Origin of the sequence: Parashewanella spongiae (assembly GCF_004358345.1) — a bacterium.
Taxonomy (GTDB): domain Bacteria; phylum Pseudomonadota; class Gammaproteobacteria; order Enterobacterales; family Shewanellaceae; genus Parashewanella; species Parashewanella spongiae.
Map to the genome: position 1 here is coordinate 990,828 of NZ_CP037952.1, position 16,422 is coordinate 1,007,249.

Annotated in this window: 14 protein-coding genes and 1 rRNA gene; 12 read left to right on the top strand and 3 right to left on the bottom strand. The window is 38.6% G+C overall.

Annotated elements, in window-relative coordinates; translation table 11 throughout:
• Positions 1–83: 83 nt before the first annotated feature.
• The 4 genes from rrf (at position 84) to lipA (ending at position 2,667) form a co-directional block, all read left to right on the top strand.
• Positions 84–199: ribosomal RNA gene (gene rrf, locus E2I05_RS03560) — 5S ribosomal RNA — on the top strand.
• 201 nt (positions 200–400) lie between these two features.
• Positions 401–667: a DUF493 family protein YbeD gene (gene ybeD / locus E2I05_RS03565; RefSeq protein ID WP_121854991.1), complete on the top strand. Its 267-nt coding sequence runs from the start codon at positions 401–403 to the stop codon at positions 665–667.
• Positions 668–1,049: 382 nt separating this feature from the next.
• Complete coding sequence (lipB, locus tag E2I05_RS03570; protein WP_121854990.1) at positions 1,050–1,700, top strand: lipoyl(octanoyl) transferase LipB; 651 nt, start codon at positions 1,050–1,052, stop codon at positions 1,698–1,700.
• A 1-nt stretch (position 1,701) separates the two neighbouring features.
• Entirely contained in the window at positions 1,702–2,667 is a 966-nt protein-coding gene (gene lipA / locus E2I05_RS03575; protein WP_121854989.1) for a lipoyl synthase, read from the top strand.
• 86 nt (positions 2,668–2,753) lie between these two features.
• Here the strand turns inward: lipA and E2I05_RS03580 are convergent, their stop codons facing one another.
• Complete coding sequence (locus E2I05_RS03580) at positions 2,754–3,500, bottom strand: ABC transporter permease (protein WP_121854988.1); 747 nt, start codon at positions 3,498–3,500, stop codon at positions 2,754–2,756.
• A 3-nt stretch (positions 3,501–3,503) separates the two neighbouring features.
• The gene (locus tag E2I05_RS03585) at positions 3,504–4,406 is read right to left on the bottom strand and encodes an ATP-binding cassette domain-containing protein (RefSeq protein ID WP_165905568.1); all 903 of its coding nucleotides are present in this window, start codon (positions 4,404–4,406) and stop codon (positions 3,504–3,506) included.
• 159 nt (positions 4,407–4,565) lie between these two features.
• Between E2I05_RS03585 and E2I05_RS03590 the strand changes: the two genes are divergently transcribed.
• The 8 genes from E2I05_RS03590 to ltrA all read left to right on the top strand — a co-directional run bounded on the left by E2I05_RS03590 (position 4,566) and on the right by ltrA (position 14,453).
• Complete coding sequence (locus E2I05_RS03590) at positions 4,566–6,032, top strand: histidine kinase (protein WP_121854986.1); 1,467 nt, start codon at positions 4,566–4,568, stop codon at positions 6,030–6,032.
• Between the two features lies 1 nt (position 6,033).
• Positions 6,034–6,666, top strand: coding sequence for a response regulator transcription factor (locus E2I05_RS03595; RefSeq protein ID WP_121854985.1), 633 nt, complete (start codon positions 6,034–6,036; stop codon positions 6,664–6,666).
• A gap of 537 nt (positions 6,667–7,203) precedes the next feature.
• The gene (locus E2I05_RS03600; RefSeq protein ID WP_121854984.1) at positions 7,204–8,382 is read left to right on the top strand and encodes an ankyrin repeat domain-containing protein; all 1,179 of its coding nucleotides are present in this window, start codon (positions 7,204–7,206) and stop codon (positions 8,380–8,382) included.
• A gap of 224 nt (positions 8,383–8,606) precedes the next feature.
• Positions 8,607–9,740 (top strand): IS110 family RNA-guided transposase, encoded by a 1,134-nt coding sequence (locus tag E2I05_RS03605; RefSeq protein ID WP_133309449.1) that lies wholly within the window; start codon positions 8,607–8,609, stop codon positions 9,738–9,740.
• An 864-nt stretch (positions 9,741–10,604) separates the two neighbouring features.
• The gene (locus tag E2I05_RS03610) at positions 10,605–11,060 is read left to right on the top strand and encodes a DUF3592 domain-containing protein (RefSeq protein WP_121855283.1); all 456 of its coding nucleotides are present in this window, start codon (positions 10,605–10,607) and stop codon (positions 11,058–11,060) included.
• Positions 11,061–11,284: 224 nt separating this feature from the next.
• A complete protein-coding gene (locus E2I05_RS22420) occupies positions 11,285–11,872 on the top strand; it encodes a helix-turn-helix domain-containing protein (RefSeq protein WP_243641173.1) in 588 nt (195 codons plus the stop codon).
• Positions 11,873–11,929: 57 nt separating this feature from the next.
• Complete coding sequence (locus E2I05_RS22425; RefSeq protein WP_243641174.1) at positions 11,930–12,265, top strand: hypothetical protein; 336 nt, start codon at positions 11,930–11,932, stop codon at positions 12,263–12,265.
• A gap of 907 nt (positions 12,266–13,172) precedes the next feature.
• Positions 13,173–14,453, top strand: coding sequence for a group II intron reverse transcriptase/maturase (gene ltrA / locus E2I05_RS03620; protein ID WP_133309471.1), 1,281 nt, complete (start codon positions 13,173–13,175; stop codon positions 14,451–14,453).
• Positions 14,454–14,873: 420 nt separating this feature from the next.
• On the opposite strand, the gene E2I05_RS03625 is transcribed toward ltrA, so the two are convergent.
• Positions 14,874–15,965 (bottom strand): hypothetical protein, encoded by a 1,092-nt coding sequence (locus tag E2I05_RS03625; protein ID WP_121852588.1) that lies wholly within the window; start codon positions 15,963–15,965, stop codon positions 14,874–14,876.
• Positions 15,966–16,422 lie beyond the last annotated feature (457 nt).

Sequence of the window (16,422 nt, forward strand, 5' to 3'; positions counted from 1 at the left end):
AAAAACAAGTATCAGCCAACCAAATTATTAATTTACGGCTAAAAGAGCGGTAAATAAAGAAAAGAACAAGCAAACAGAATTTGTCTGGAGACAATAGAGCTGTGGCACCACCTGAATCCATTCCGAACTCAGAAGTGAAACGCAGTATCGCCGATGGTAGTGTGGGGCTTCCCCATGTGAGAGTAGGTCATTTCCAGGCGCCAAATTAAAAAGGCCACCCATTAGGGTGGCCTTTTTGCGTTTGGAAGATATATATTAAATTGATTACTTTAACTGTACAGAATCAACATTCATTGATTTCGATAAGTTTTCCTCATCTATTATTTACTCACCTCTTCCCTTGTTTTCGGTATAATAACCACCATATATTGTTTTAATCTTGTGTAAATTGGTCAATTGTATGTTGGATACTAAGTTTGATGAATTAATGGAGTTTCCTTGCTCCTTCCCATTTAAAGTGGTTGGTGATGCGAGTGATACATTAGCTGATCGCGTTGTAGCTGTCGTGCAGAAGCATGCACCGGGTGATTATTCACCTCAAACAAGGGCTTCCAGTAAAGGTACATATTACTCAATAACGATTAGAATAAAAGCCACTAGCAAAACACAGGTTGAAACCCTTTATGTTGAGCTTGCTAAAATAGATGGTGTTAAACGCGTTTTATAGTTATACCAATAACAGTAATTAAATTCCCAGCTCAGAGCTATGTATGTGTTCAAAGTACAAGTAAAATTGATGAAGACATAGTTATTACCGACATACAAAACTGTCGTTATTACATTGCTACGTTGAGACGCGTAGCAATTTGGACACATACAAGCTCCCGAAGGGCAAGGCTAAAGGATTCCATTACTACGTTACAAGTTTTTGAATTATCCCGACAAAAGCACTAAGTGCGTTGAACGCCAGTTTTGTGTGGCGGCCGTAGGGAATATAGTACTTCAAACTTGCGCCTTGTACTGAAATCCTTTAGCTCTTGCTGAGTGGGAAGTTAATTACTGTAATTGGTATTAGACAATCGTGATTATTTTATTTGGGAGATAGCCTCTTGCAAGACGGACAATTAATTATAAGAAACCTGGGACGACAGGACTACAGTACCGTTTGGCACGCGATGCAGGAATATACTGATAATCGTGACGCAGAAAGTGTGGATGAGCTTTGGGTAGTCGAACATACTCCTGTCTTTACTCAAGGTCAGGCTGGCAAGAGCGAACATATTTTAGCGCCTGGAGATATCCCTGTCATTCAAGTAGATAGAGGTGGACAAGTGACTTATCATGGGCCTGGTCAGTTAGTGGTCTATCCATTGATTGACATAAAACGGCTTAGGATAGGGGTCAGGCAGTTAGTGAATACCATTGAACAAAGTATTGTCGACCTGCTTAAACCTTATGGGATAGAGGCTTACCCTAAAGCTGACGCTCCAGGTGTTTATGTCAGTGATAATAAAATTGCATCGCTAGGTTTAAGAATTCGCAAAGGCTGTTCGTTTCATGGTCTCGCGCTGAATGTTAATATGGATATGGAGCCTTTCCATCGTATTAACCCCTGTGGTTATGCAGGATTGCAGATGATTCAATGCAATGATTTAAACGGACCAAAGTCGGTGCAGGAAGCAGGCGATAAACTTGTCCATATATTAAGTGGCTTATTAGGTTATAAGCAACTGGTTCAATATCAAGGATTAGCAGAGTAAAATGAGTAGACCTGAGAGATTACAACCAGGGGTGAAGTTGCGAGATGCTGATAAAGTATCACGTATCCCTGTGAAAATCGTTCCTTCTGAACGTGAAACTATGTTGCGTAAGCCTGATTGGCTGCGTGTGAAACTCCCCGCATCTAATCAACGCATTACTGAAATTAAGCAAGCACTTAGAAAAAATGGCCTGCATTCTGTTTGTGAAGAAGCATCTTGTCCTAATTTGTCCGAGTGTTTTAACCACGGCACCGCGACATTCATGATTCTTGGCGCTATATGTACACGCCGTTGCCCTTTCTGTGATGTGGCTCATGGCCGACCACTAAAACCAGATGCAGAAGAACCTATTAAGCTTGCTAAGACAATTCGTGACATGAAGCTTAAATACGTTGTTATCACATCTGTAGATCGTGATGACCTACGCGACGGCGGGGCACAACATTTTGCCGATTGTATCCGTGAAATTCGCAAACTCAATCCAGATATTAAAATTGAAACCTTAGTACCGGATTTTCGTGGTCGTATTGATGCAGCACTAGACATTCTAGCTGGTGATCCGCCAGATGTGTTTAACCACAACTTAGAAACTGCGCCGATGCACTATCGAAAAGCTAGGCCCGGTGCAAATTATCAGTGGTCATTAGATTTACTGAAAAAATTCAAAGATCGCCATCCAAACGTTCCTACTAAATCAGGATTGATGATGGGACTTGGTGAAAGTAATGATGAGATAGCTCAAGTTTTACGTGATTTACGTGCCCATAATGTTGAAATGTTGACTTTGGGTCAGTACCTGCAACCTTCTAAGTTCCACTTACCTGTAGAGCGTTATGTACCGCCAGCGGAGTTTGATGAGCTTAAAGCATTAGCCGATGAATTAGGCTTTACTCACGCCGCCTGCGGCCCAATGGTACGCTCAAGCTACCACGCAGATTTGCAAGCAATGGGTAAAGAAGTTAAATAATCTTTATCGTTTTATTTTTAAGGATCGCTTTAAAATGCCAGTCTCGGTTAAGTTGACTGGCATTTTTTTATTGATATCGTAATAAACTAAGTCTCAAACACTCGTGATCGTGTACTTAATAATGAAGCGATAACTAAAAGGGATAACCCTACTCCCAACCCAAGATATAGTGCAGTAAGTTTAACCTGATCATCAGAAACCATGGCACCAATTAAAGGATATGTCCAAGGATCAAAAGCCCAGTATTTTGGAGAATGACTGACTGACATTGCGGTCATGGTCATGATTACTCCAACAACTAAAGGAGCAACCATATTCTTTATATTCCACCCGATAATGATACCGATAACAATGATTGGTAATCCAGTAATGACAGCAGGTAGCGCATGCTCAAGAAATGAAAAATTTACCATATCAGTGCCTTGAAAACCGATAATTGACAGAATAAAAATGCTTATCCACGTTAAGATGAATAAGATGATAGAACTGAGAATAACAAACAATGAAGCTACGGAGCATTTGACGATAAATAACAGCCTAATATTAATTGGTAAACTGCCCATTAAACGCCAACCATTGTTTTTATGTTCAATTGAGCAAATCAAGCAAGTTATTAATGCAATATAGAGAGGGAGCATAAAGTTATACCACAGTGTTGTTGCTCCCATCCAATATAAATTCCAGCCCTTGAGCGCGATGAATTCACCGCCATTCTCCCAAGCCATAATAAATTGCAATAACACAACAGTTAAGGGGCAAAGAAAAGCCATCAGTAAAGCTAATGAGCGTTTAAGCTTATAAATTTCGCAGATAAATAAATTAAGTAGTGCCATCACTCAATCCTTATGTTGTTGGTGGAAGATAGTTTCAAGTGAAGGTGTACAGTATCTCGATTGAAATATATCAATGCCTGAATTCACTAATATCCGGTGGATTGGTGGCGCTTCAGTTAATTCAATATTTTTAACTTTTAGTCCATCACTTGTGAGCACGACTTCAAGCTTATGACCAAACTTTTGATTGAGTATTTTAATCGCTTTTTTAGGGCTATTAATGCATACAGACAAATCAGACTGAGCATTTTTGCAAAGCTTACTGAGTTCTCCTTCTAATACCAGTCCACCATCTTTTAATACGCCAACATGAGTGGCCATTTTCTCAACTTCATCAAGCAAATGGCTAGAGACAAGTACACTTACAATCATCTGCGACGGCAGCCACCGTATTAGTTCTCTAATTTCTTCCATCCCTTCAGGGTCAAGACCATTTGTAGGCTCATCGAGGATTAATAGCTGTGGCTCACCGAGTAGGGCATTTGCTAAAGCGGTTCTTTGTTTCATACCGAGTGAGCACTGACTGATTAGCCGTGAGCGGGAACCCGTGAGTGAGACTATCTCCAAAACTCGGTTAATCTGTGTTTTGGGGTATTGTTTTAATGTACAAGAAAGAGATAAAAATTCATCAATGGTAAGGTTAGCATAAAGGCAAGGTGAGTCGATAATACAGCCGATTTTCTGCTTACTGTGTAGCGTGACACCTTTGGTGCCTAAGATCGAAAATTCGCCGGATTGCTGTTTTATCAAGCCCATGAGTATTCGTATTAATGTTGATTTTCCTGCACCATTATTGCCTAAAAAACCATAAACTGAACCGACAGGAACATGCATATTAAGCTGATTAAGTACTTGGATATTTTTAAACGATTTAGAAATGTTTGAAACTTCTATGGCATGTTTCATGACCATTCCCGAATGAAGTGATAAATAATGAGCCTATTAAAGCAACAATTTATTATTTCTACATCCTACGCAGCACGTAATTTGAATAGGTCTGGAGACCTATATCGCTTACTGAATAACTGCATTACAATTGATTAAAACATAAATAACGGACTATTGATGAAATTGATACTTAAGCCTAATTCTATAAGGGTAAAGCTACTTTTAGGCTTGGCATTAGTGAGTTTTTTTATTTGTTTTAGTTTGATGTTTGGTCAGTTCTTTGTGAATCAACAAGCACGTTATGCTGTGAGCCATGGAGCATTCGATGAATGGTTTGATGACACAGTTACGAATCCTATTCTCGCTTCAATTCATGACACTCCCGAACTCACAAAGAGTTTGAAACAAATCACAGAGCCAATATTTATTGATCCACAAAACTGTAATGAATTGCCACGAGTCATAGCGATAGCAATAGTGGATAAGCAATCTAAACTAGTGAGTCAATCAGGTGATTTCGATTTTAATGCTGGAGATCTCGGGGCTCAGTTGCCTATACGCTCGAGGGATGATTTATCAGATGTGTTGATGGACAGATATAACACAGGTATTGAACCGTATATTGGTGATAATAAACTTGTTATCAAGCCTATTGTCGACAGTAATGCTCAAACAATTGGCGCCACAATTACCGTTATTAAAGATGTACAATATCTTTTAAATGATCATTGGACAGTGATATTAAAAAAACAGAATCTACTTGATACAGTATTCAGTGCGTTAATGGTCAGTTTGATGATGATACCCGCAGGAGCCATTGTGATTTTTATTGCTGGTAGAAAGTTGAATCAGCGTCTAGGACATCTTCACGATGTAATTCATCAATGGTATCAAGGCAAGTTTGAAGCAAAGATTCGTATCAAAAGTAATGATGAAATTGGTCAAAGTTTTGAGCGTTTAAATCAACTTTCCGAAAAGCTTAATCAGCTGGTTACAGAAAGACAACATCATGCGGCTGAATATGAACGAGAAAAGTTAGCCAGTGACTTACATGACACAGTAAAACAAAAACTATTTGCGAATAATTTACTACTAGCAAGTTGTCTGAAGCTTTCTGAAAATTTACCCGAAAACTTAAATGAAAACACACTTAAAAATACTTTAGCTCAGGTGATTACAAGTAATCAACTCGCTTTCAAGCAAGTAAACGATTTAGTTGAGCAGCGTTACGAAAGCTCATTTGTTCCGATTAAAATTTATTATCAGAAGTTAGTTCACACTTGGCAAGCAGAAACGAATATTACGGTAGAACTTAATATTGATTTAACTGATAAGCATGAAAATTCTGCACTCTTTTTAGACAATTATTTAATACTGTGTTCAGCATTGAAAGAAGGGCTGCAAAACGTGAATAAACACAGTCAAGCGAGCAAGGTAAAAGTGGAACTATTAGAAAGCAATGGAGGAGTCATGCTGATTGTGAAAGATAATGGAAGATTAACCGAAAGCTCAACGTTAGAACTCGGCCAAGGTTTGTCTATTTTAAGGTCTCGTGTTGAAAAGCTTTTTGGTCGTTTCGATTTCGAATTCATTTCAACAGCTCCATTCACAGGTGCAAAACTCACAATCTGGTTGGTGAGCTGATATGACAAAAGGCACCATTAAGGTTTTTACTATTGATGATCATGAGATGGTGAGAGCAGGGATTTCTAGTTTTTTGAATTTACAGCTAGGGCTTGATGTAATTGGTGAAGCCAATTCACTTGAAGCCGCATTACCAAGCATTGAATTAACACCACCAGATGTAGTTTTAATGGACTTAATCATTGAGGACAAGCTTGTTGGTGTTGATGCAACTCAAGCATTGAAGGCTTGTTATCCAGAGATTCAAGTTGTGATCTTAACTTCGTATCATGAGGACAAAATGATTTTCCCTGCACTCGATGCTGGCGCGGTGTCTTATTTATTGAAGGATATCACGCCAAATGATCTTGCTGATGCTGTTTTTAGAGCCAATAAAGGAATTACAACGCTTTCTCCTATCGTCGCGACTAAAATCCTCAAGGCACAAAAACAGCAACAAGTGCTATTAAGTGATCGAGAAATTGAAATACTCATTAAAGTAGCTAATGGTTTCTCTAATGCTGAAATCGCTGAAATACTGTTTATCTCAGTTAAAACCGTAAGAACACACGTCAGTAATATTTTAGGAAAGCTTAATTTAAGAGATCGGACTCAAGCTGCAGTACATGCTTGGAAGAGTGGGTTAGTGGAGTAACATTTTTTTCAATGTGAGCAAACTTTGAATCTGTTGTTAATGCTCTATACGTTTTAAAATACACCAAGTATTAAAGCACACAATTTGGTTTACTATTTGTATTCCTTTACTTTAGTTTCACGGCTTCATTATCATAGCCAGCGTGAGATATTTTAGTGATTTTTAATTCCAGTCGCAGTATTCTTTAAGAAGACACTTCACTCCAACTCCATTTTGGGCATCACTGAAATACCGTTTCTTTCCTATTATTGGGTTGATAATGGTAACTTATCCGTGGCATGTTCTTTCTATTTATTCAACAGACCCTAATATTATTTTACTCTGTTGTGATTTACTAAAATAGCAAGACTAACCAGCATTAATATTTAGGTGGTATATCATAAGTTATTGAAAATAAGTGTAAATAACTTTTGTTTTACTGCGAGGGTTATTGAGGTTATAGTCTCAATAATTATTAATATTAGCCTGCATGTTGACCAAGTATATAATACTCCATCTCTTGTGAAGCTAATGCATTGATATCATAAGAGAGTATGAATGTGCTTTATTGGCCAAGCTAATCCTTTGTCACCCTATTCAAATAGAAAGAATGGCTTTGAAGATTCCCAGCAGCGTCAACCTTCATTAACTGCTAGTAATTTTCAAAAATTAAATGATTCCTTTTCAAGTAATACTGACTCAGGGTATGCAGACTCTCAGAACAATGTCGCGCAGACTAGAGTTCGGTATGCAATATTTCACAATCAAGCCTCTTTAAACTTGGGGCGACATGCACAAAAAGAGCACTCATGTAGAATGAAACAGGAATACGTATGTTCGAGCTGTTCAAGTGCTAGAACAGCTTACTTGTGTAATAGCACCAAATCTGAAAAAGTTACTTCTTTATCCACGTTAGCTTTAACCCATGGTTCAAGAGAAAAAAAGCGGAGTACATCACCAAAAATTACTGAACAAATAAAGGGAAAGCGTCTCGTTAATGCCAAAAGTGAAGCCCAAAGCGTGCCACTTAAAAGTGAGTATAGAGATCGAAATTTGTCTGACTTACTATTTAAGTTTTATAAAAGTGTTAAAACAGTTCACGTGTTTAATGAGATAGAGCAACTTCTCTTGTCTACCGAGGTAGGCATAACTCATGAACATTTAAAAAGTGCAATTGATTGTGGTGTACCACGACTTGTGAGCCTGTTACTTAGACACTGTTCTATTGAAAAGTCTTATTCGAAAAATACCCCAATGGCAAATGTGATGGATTATTGTATTGAGAGAGTTTTACCTCAAAGAAAGTCACCGTCTTTATTGGTTTATGCCGTTCAGTCAAGGAACTCTGAAATTGTCAAAGTAATCATAGATGCTGGGTATTCTCTATCATCAACATATAATGACGGCAGAAATATTTTGCATGTGGCTGCTGATATAGGGCAACTTAACACTTTTTCGGTTTTAATCGATGAGCTCGAGAAAAGGTTCACTTCTAGCTATATTAATATGCTGCTGCTCACTCGTGATGCAAAAAAGGGTCAAACTCCAGAAGAAATTATATTTGAAAAAGGAGACATTGATCTGTGCCTATATATAATATCAACTCGATGGAAAGAAAAAAATATAAACCCATCATTTGATATATTTACACTGTTACGGCAAAGAGGTGACTTTGCCGATATTTTACAGGAATTATTGGAACCCAAACATCTTATATCAATCGGCACTCAAATGTGACCTACTCCCAAAGGGCAAGAAGAAAGGCCTCCATTACTGTTACAAGTTTTTATGTTATCCCGACAAAAGCACTAAGGGATCTAGCGATTTAGAAAGTACCAATCTTTGTCATACCTGCTAAGGCTGGTATCCAGTGACTTTTATACAAAGAAGCAAAGGCACTAGAAACTATGAAGGACAGTAACTCAACTACCCTTTAGTTACCACAACACAAGGGGAATATTATGAGCACCGTCCTTCAAGTAAAAGATAACGCAAAATTTGTTAATTTGTACATTGCTTTTGAACTTAGCAGTAAAACTTGGAAGCTTGGCTTTTCAAATGGTGAAAAAAAGAGAGTCAAAACGATTGATTCCCGAGACTGGAAAGCCCTACATCATGAAATAGCCTTAGCAAAAGAAAAGCTATTCTGCGTTGAAAACTGCAAAGTCATTAGCTGTTACGAAGCAGGTAGAGACGGATTCTGGATACACAGAGCGTTAATTAAAGACGGCATCGAAAATCATGTGATTGACTCAGCCAGTATTGAAGTCAGCCGAAAACAGAAGAAAGTCAAAACCGATAGAGTTGATGTGATTGCTTTGCTCCGTTTACTGATGCGTTATCACTCTGGAGAGCAAGAAGCTTTAAATATCATAAATGTTCCAAATGTAGAAGCTGAAGATAAGCGACGAATTAACCGAGAGCGAGAACGATTAGTAAAAGAGCGTGGCAGTCACAGCGCACGAATTAAGTCACTTCTGTGTTTGCATGGTATCAGCGTGGAAAATATCTCTAAACTAAAGGGGAAAGTTAATCAACTTAAGACGGCGGTTCTCAATAAGCCTTTACCGACAGATTTAGTGACGGAAATAGAGCGAGAACTTGATAGGCATGAAATTGTCGACAAGCAAATTAAAGCAATTGAGAAATTACAAAAACAACGTGTTCTTGATGACTGTGATGACGCATCGCAAAAAATTAATCAGCTCATGCAGCTTAAAGGCGTAGGCTGGCAATCGAGCTGGGTATTAGTAACAGAGTTTTTCCATTGGCGAGAATTTAAAAACGCTAAACAAGTGGGAGCTTGTGCAGGAATGACACCAACGCCTTACGATAGTGGTGACAGTCAAAGAGAGCAAGGCATTTGCAAGTCAGGTAATCGACGAATACGAAAGATTATGGTTGAACTCAGTTGGTTTTGGTTACGGTATCAACCCAAATCAGAATTGAGTTTATGGTTCGAACAGCGTTTCGCTCATGGCAGTAAACGAATGAGACGCATCGGCATTGTTGCTATGGCACGTAAACTTCTTATCAAACTGTGGAAGTATTTAGAGCATGGAGAAGTGCCATCAGGTGCAACGATGTCACTTTAATCAAAATAACCAAGTAAAGAGTAAAATGTAGTAAAGCGTTGTTCGATGCTAACTGTACAGCCCCTTGATAAGCAAGGCTAAATCGTTTTTCTAGAAGAGTTAGTATCATTATTCAGGTTAGGCGTGATAATGCGCATGCAATTTAAGGTGACTGACTAAAGTCAGAACGGATAGAAGGTGGTTAGCCATTAAGCTGACACAACAAAACCTGAGCAACACTTTTAACCAGAGAAACTGAATGAAATAAATTAAAAACTGAAGGGCTTGACAAAGATGTCCTCATAGAAGGGGCTGTTTATCTTTCAGGATGAAATTTTGTGCTATTTTAGCGTTTATCTGTTCAAGGCGTAAGCCGTGAAGCTTAGTCATCTAAGTAAACGGGTTACAACACAGAATAGTGAACGCTCAAAAGCATCGAAAAAAGAGAGAGCGTAAATTGGTCGCTCTTTCTAAATAAAAGGTACTGCGTTATCGCTTGCTTATTTGGAATACCAAACCGCACAAGCTCTGTCTTGTATAAAACGATCAATTTATCGCTGCAAAAATAATCACGAAAGATAAGCAGCCCCTAGACTACCGACATACAAAACGGTCGTTACTTCGTTTCCAGCCTGCGCTGGAGTGACGAGAACTCATCGGTATACTTTCTTCCGCAACTTTCCTAAGTGCGTTTAACGCCAGTTTTGTATGGCAGTCGAAGGGAATAAAGTATTGCAAATTTGTGCCTTGTACTGATAGCCTTTAGTTCTTGCTGAGCGTTCACTATTGAATGCGGATTGCTATTAATTACCGACAGTTTTGATAGATAATAATAACGAGGATGTCAGTTATTACTTTGTTAGGCCCTACAACACGGAGAGTTAGATGTTCCCATACATATTTATAATTGTTGGTTCACTTATCATTCTTGCTTTGGGTATAGTGGCCTTTAAAGCATTTTTAAGTAACGGCTGGACTGAAACAACTGGTATAATATTAAAATCTGGTAAAGCCTTGCGAATTACTGAAAGCAATACTCTCCATGAAAAAAGGAGTTGGAAATCACTTCATATCGACATGGAATATAGATACAAGGTAGAGGGAAAAGAATATCGTTCTACACGAGTAACATTCACTGATTTTGTTTTCAAGCCAGAATCATCACTAAATAAATTGCTTCAAGAATACATTGAAAACAAACAAATCAGAGTATTTTACAACCCTAAAAATCCAGAGAAATCTGTTTTAGTTCAGGGCATGTCCATCTTTAACTTTACGCCAATGATTACAGCAGGTTTATTAATCGGGGCTGGTGTCTACATGCTCAAAACAATGGCCTAACAAGTCATTCCAGGTGACGCCTACGGCGCACTTGAATGAGGCGTTACATTGAAACTTCCCTTTATCAGCCCTTTTTACCTTGGTAAGCTGCGGCTAATAGCCAAGACCTTCAAAATAGTCTAAATTGCAACCACTGGTTGACAAACTAATAACCTAACTTGCTGGTCTGCAACTGGCTAACTTCCTATGCTTAGCGCTCAACAACAGACAAAGGAGTGAGACTTGTGATATTAGCAGATAAGATCATCAGATTAAGGAAGCAGTTGGGTTGGTCTCAGGAAGAGCTAGCTGAAAAAATGAAGGTTTCTAGGCAATCAGTTTCTAAATGGGAAAGCACAAATAGCATACCCGACCTAAATAGGATTATTCTGTTAGCAGAAATATTTGAAGTTTCGACTGACTTTCTTTTAAAAGATGATCAAGAAACCTGTGACTCCCGAAGTCCGGCTAAAGAGCCTAATACTACTCAAATTAATTTAGAACAAGCTCTGCACTATGTTCAAAGTAAGGTAGAAATATCAGAGTTGATTACTAAAGGGGTTATGTTCTGTTTATGCTCAGCGGCTCCACTGTTTTTCTTTCTAGCCATGGCTGAAACCAACCGATTGAATCTGACTAGTGATGTTGCAACAATTATTGGAGTTGTGAGCATATTACTTATGGTCTCTATTGGAGTGAGTTTTTTTATTCGAACGAATCAATATGAGGATGATATCTCTCTAATAGATAATGAACCATTTGAATTAGCTTATGGTGTGCACAGTGCCTTTACAGATAAACTACAGAAATTCAGGGCTACTTATAATTTATGATTATCGATTGGCATATTTTTGTTCATTATCAGCTTTGTACCTTTGATGGTTTCGATCATGTTCTTTGGAGGCTCAGAAATTGTGCTCATGATGCTCATTATATTGCTTCTTATCATAACAGCAGGGATCTACATAGTCGCACCTGTTTCAGCTCAATACGATGCTTATAACCATATTCTGAAAGATCATGTGCTTGAGAGAGAGAAAAGCAAACGTGTGAAACGAGTAGAGAAGTTGGCAGCGTTTTATTGGCCTTTACTCATAGCGCTTTATCTTGGTTGGAGCTTATGGACAATGGATTGGGGAACAACTTGGATTGTATGGCCTGTTGGTGGAGTTCTTTTCGCTGCATTGATCGGATTAATGGAGCTATTGGATAAGAAATCGTCTTGATAACACGGGTATAATACCAATTACAGTAATTAAATTTCCAGCTCAGAGCTATGTATGTGTTCAACCTAAAAACATCAGTTGAACGCTGAGTATATGAGTAACTGTTTGAGTCAATAAGATGACTTTATCATCATGGCTTTCACCTAATGAGTGAAGTGCTCTACGCTCACAAGCTTGCTAAAATGGCTGCTATCTGCGTTGTAACTTTTGCAAGTAGAATAACTACTTGCTGCAAGCTACGCCTTACTATCAGCCATTTTTTCTACGCTTGAGAACGCAGTCAACTGATGTTTCTAGGGAGCGCCACGAAGCGCTTTATTCTGTTGCGGGATTTGTCTCAACGTATACGCAGCCAAGCGATTACATGGCCATAAACCAGAGACAGCAACGTTATTATTTATAATAAGTCCATCAGGTTGAAACGTACCTGACGGGATAATTACCAGTTCATCCCGAAATCTGACGGGCATGCATAATGGGTAACCGCTATGACATGAAGCCCTGTGACAAAGGCCTTGAATAAAGGTTGAGATGCAATGTAGGCCGCAGCATCAAGCGAATTCAGTTAAGCGTCGTAAATCAAAAAATGAAGATGGGGAGTCTTTCCTAGTTGACGAACCCTGACACAAACAGAGAAGCAACTGGTAAATGCATCTGTTTGATCTTCCGGCGTAATATGAAGTGGCATGTATTGAAGGAAATAAAGTGAACGTGGGAGAGCCTGAGTGTTGGAAGGTAGTGACTTCCACTATCCGAATATAAGGTAAACCGAAATTTCAGATAGGGCGCTCAGGCAGTCGGATGAGCCCATAGTACCGTTAACCGTGAAGACAACATAACTTCACATCAGGGAAGGGGCTCAGTGTTACACCCGTTTTTAACGTAACTTTTGAGGTGAAATTGCCATATGGCTAACACTCCAGTAAATATCAGAATATTACAGCGAAAACTTTACTTACGCTCAAAGCTTAACTCGGAGCTTCGATTTTACAGCTTGTACGATAAACTCAGTCGCCTAGATATACTCGAAGAAGCCTATCGACGATGCAAAGCCAATAAAGGCGGAGCAGGAATTGATGGCATCACATTCAGTTATCTAGAGCAGCAAAAGAAAGTCGTTGCGCTGTTAAAAGAAATTCAAACTCAATTACAACAGAAAAACTATCGACCTAGCCCAGTCAAACGAGTAGAAATACTCAAAGACAACGGCAAAACGCGGAAACTTGGGATCCCGATAATCAGTGACAGAATTGTGCAAATGGCGATGACAATAGTGATGCAACCCGTCTACGAACCTCATTTACATGAACACAGTTATGGTTATCGTCCATGTCGAAGCGCCCAGCAAGCGGTAAAAGTCATTGAAATGAGCCTAAAACAAGGCTATCAGCACGTACTTGATGCTGACTTGAGCGCCTATTTCGATACCATCCCGCACGCTAAGTTGATGGCAAAAGTAGAAAGGCGAATAAGCGACAGCAGCTTTCTGAGTTTGCTGAAAAGCTTTATCAAAGCGCCCATCAGCGTAGAGACGGTCAACAGAAAATGGCGAATAGAAGCAAGCCGATGTGGCACTCCGCAAGGCGGAGTTATCTCTCCACTACTGGCTAACATCTATCTCAACGATTTCTGTTTGAAAATACACGAAAAAACACCGTGTAAAATCGTTACCTATGCAGATGATTTTGTTGTACTTCATAAGCAAACCTACACACAAGAGCAACTGGACTGGATAACACAGCAATTAAGTGATGAAGGTCTGAAGCTAAATCAAAGTAAAACCCACTGTGTGGATATGGGAAAGCTGATGAATGAGTTTGATTTCCTCGGTTTTAACTTTCAACGGATCACAGGCCTCATCAAAGGCTCCAGTTACATTAAGATAGAGGCGTCTAAGAAGAGCCAAACAAAGCTGAAAAATAAACTCAGAGACATAGTGAAGCATCGAACCTCAAATACACTTGGCGTACTGATAAATAAAGTTAATCAAGTTCTGAGGGGATGGAAACACTATTTTGGTGGGATAGGTTATCCCAGAGGTGTATTTTTCAGAATAAATGGATTTGTAGTAAACCGGTTCTATCGCTGGCATCGTCGCTTAAGTCAACGTCGAAGCAAGTATCTATCACGAGGTGCTTACGAAAAATTACGCCAAGCTGGTCTTGAGTATTTACCCACGACAAGATGATAAGCAAAGTGAAGGGGCTGAGAGAAGTGTAACAACAGAGCCGTGTGAGGGAAAACCTCATGCACGGAATCGAAGAGGGGCTGCTGGATAAGCGATAGCGAAGCCAGTAGCCTACTCTACTTCAAAGTACAAGTGAAATTGATGAAGACATAGTTATTACCGACATACAAAACTGTCGTCATTACATTGCTACGTTGAGACAATTTTGCGTAGTAATTTGAACACATACAAGCTCCCGAAGGGCAAGGCTAAAGGATTCCATTACTAGGTTACAAGTTTTTGAATTATCCCGACAAAAGCACTAAGTGCGTTGAACGCCAGTTTTGTATGGCGGCCGTTAGGGTATATAGTACTTCAAACTTGCGCCTTGCACTGAAACCCTTTAGCTCTTGCTGAGTGGGAAGTTAATTACTGTAATAGTTATTTATTAGCACAAGCATCGCGTTTAGATTTGATATCAGCTATCCATCTGTGCTTTATTTCTTTGTTTAATAAGTAGCTGTCACCATCTCTAGGGATGAAGCGAAGAAGGAATGTTACACAGGCATCCAAAATTGTTTTGGATTCCATTAATGATTCTGTAGTACTTAAATCAAAATGTAGGCGTAGAACTTTCTCAGATGACAAGGGTAGTTTACTAGAGGTTGGAGTAGGTATAACGTATTTATCACATATAGAATTGTCAAATTTAGATTTTAGAAATGTTTTTAATCTTGCTTGAATAAATGGGATGTCATTGAATTTTAATTCTTGAATTTTACTGTTAAATAAAATGATAAATGTAAATGCTTCCACTTCTGCTTGAGAACCATGCAGATTTGTCTGTAATTGAGAGTCTGTTCTTAAACGATCATGTTTTAGTGATCTAGGTTCAAGCGTACCAACTAATTGTTGATCTTCTACCACTGTTTCATTTTGTGTTTGTAGTGATTTAATGCAACCGACGGCTGTATTCCAAGCTTCAACCCAAGTTTCACTAGCTCCAGAACTATATTCTAGGGAAGAAAAATAATTGATTGTCGACAGTATGTTAGGTGGTATGTCGATAGCGGCAGATTTTGAAAGTATTGGACTATAATTAAACGTTATTTGAAAAAAATTTACAGAATTATTACTGGACTTGATTGAGGGGAGAGTGACTTCAATGGAGTCGGTTACTCCTTCAATTCTAAAATGAAAAGTGAGTATCCCTGCTTCATCATTATTTTCAACTTCTGCTTTAAACCTATTTTTAACGTGATGAAGCGGCATGGATGCTAACTCTTTAAAGGCTTCAACTTGTTTCATTAGTGCATCAGGTCTATTTTGTTGTAAATACTGAATATTTGTTAAGAAATACAACTGTCTTTTGACTTTGTCTAAATCATCAGGGAAAAACCAATTGCTGATTTTGTTAAAAACTACCTCAGTAAGCTTTGTTGATTCAGATTTGCTATTAATTCGAGTATCTACTTTTGCGGCATAGGCATAATTACATAAAGGCGGTGTTGTTTCTGAAACTGCTGATGCCATAAATCAATTTACCTCAATGTTTTATTGTAATTGGAATAAGTTATAAATAACAATACTTAATTATTACGTTAATTATACTGTTTACTGTAAAGTTGTTGATTAAGTGTTGATGCATTAAGGATTAAATATTCTTGATGAACCTAGGGGCTGTTTATCTTTCAGGATGAAATTTTGTGCTATTTTAGCGTTTATCTGTTCAAGGCGTAAGCCGTGAAGCTTAGTCATCTAAGTAAACGGGTCACAACACAGAACAGTGAACGCTCAAAAGCATCTAAGACAGCGTAAATTGGTCATTTCTACTGCGTTATCGCTTGCTTATTTGGAATACCAAACCGCACAAGCTCTGTCTTGTATAAAACGACCAATTTATCGCTGCAAAAATAATCACGAAAGATAAACAGCCCCTAGCAAATCTAAAAAACTCAGTATGCCTTAAGGTGTCGATATATACAGTATT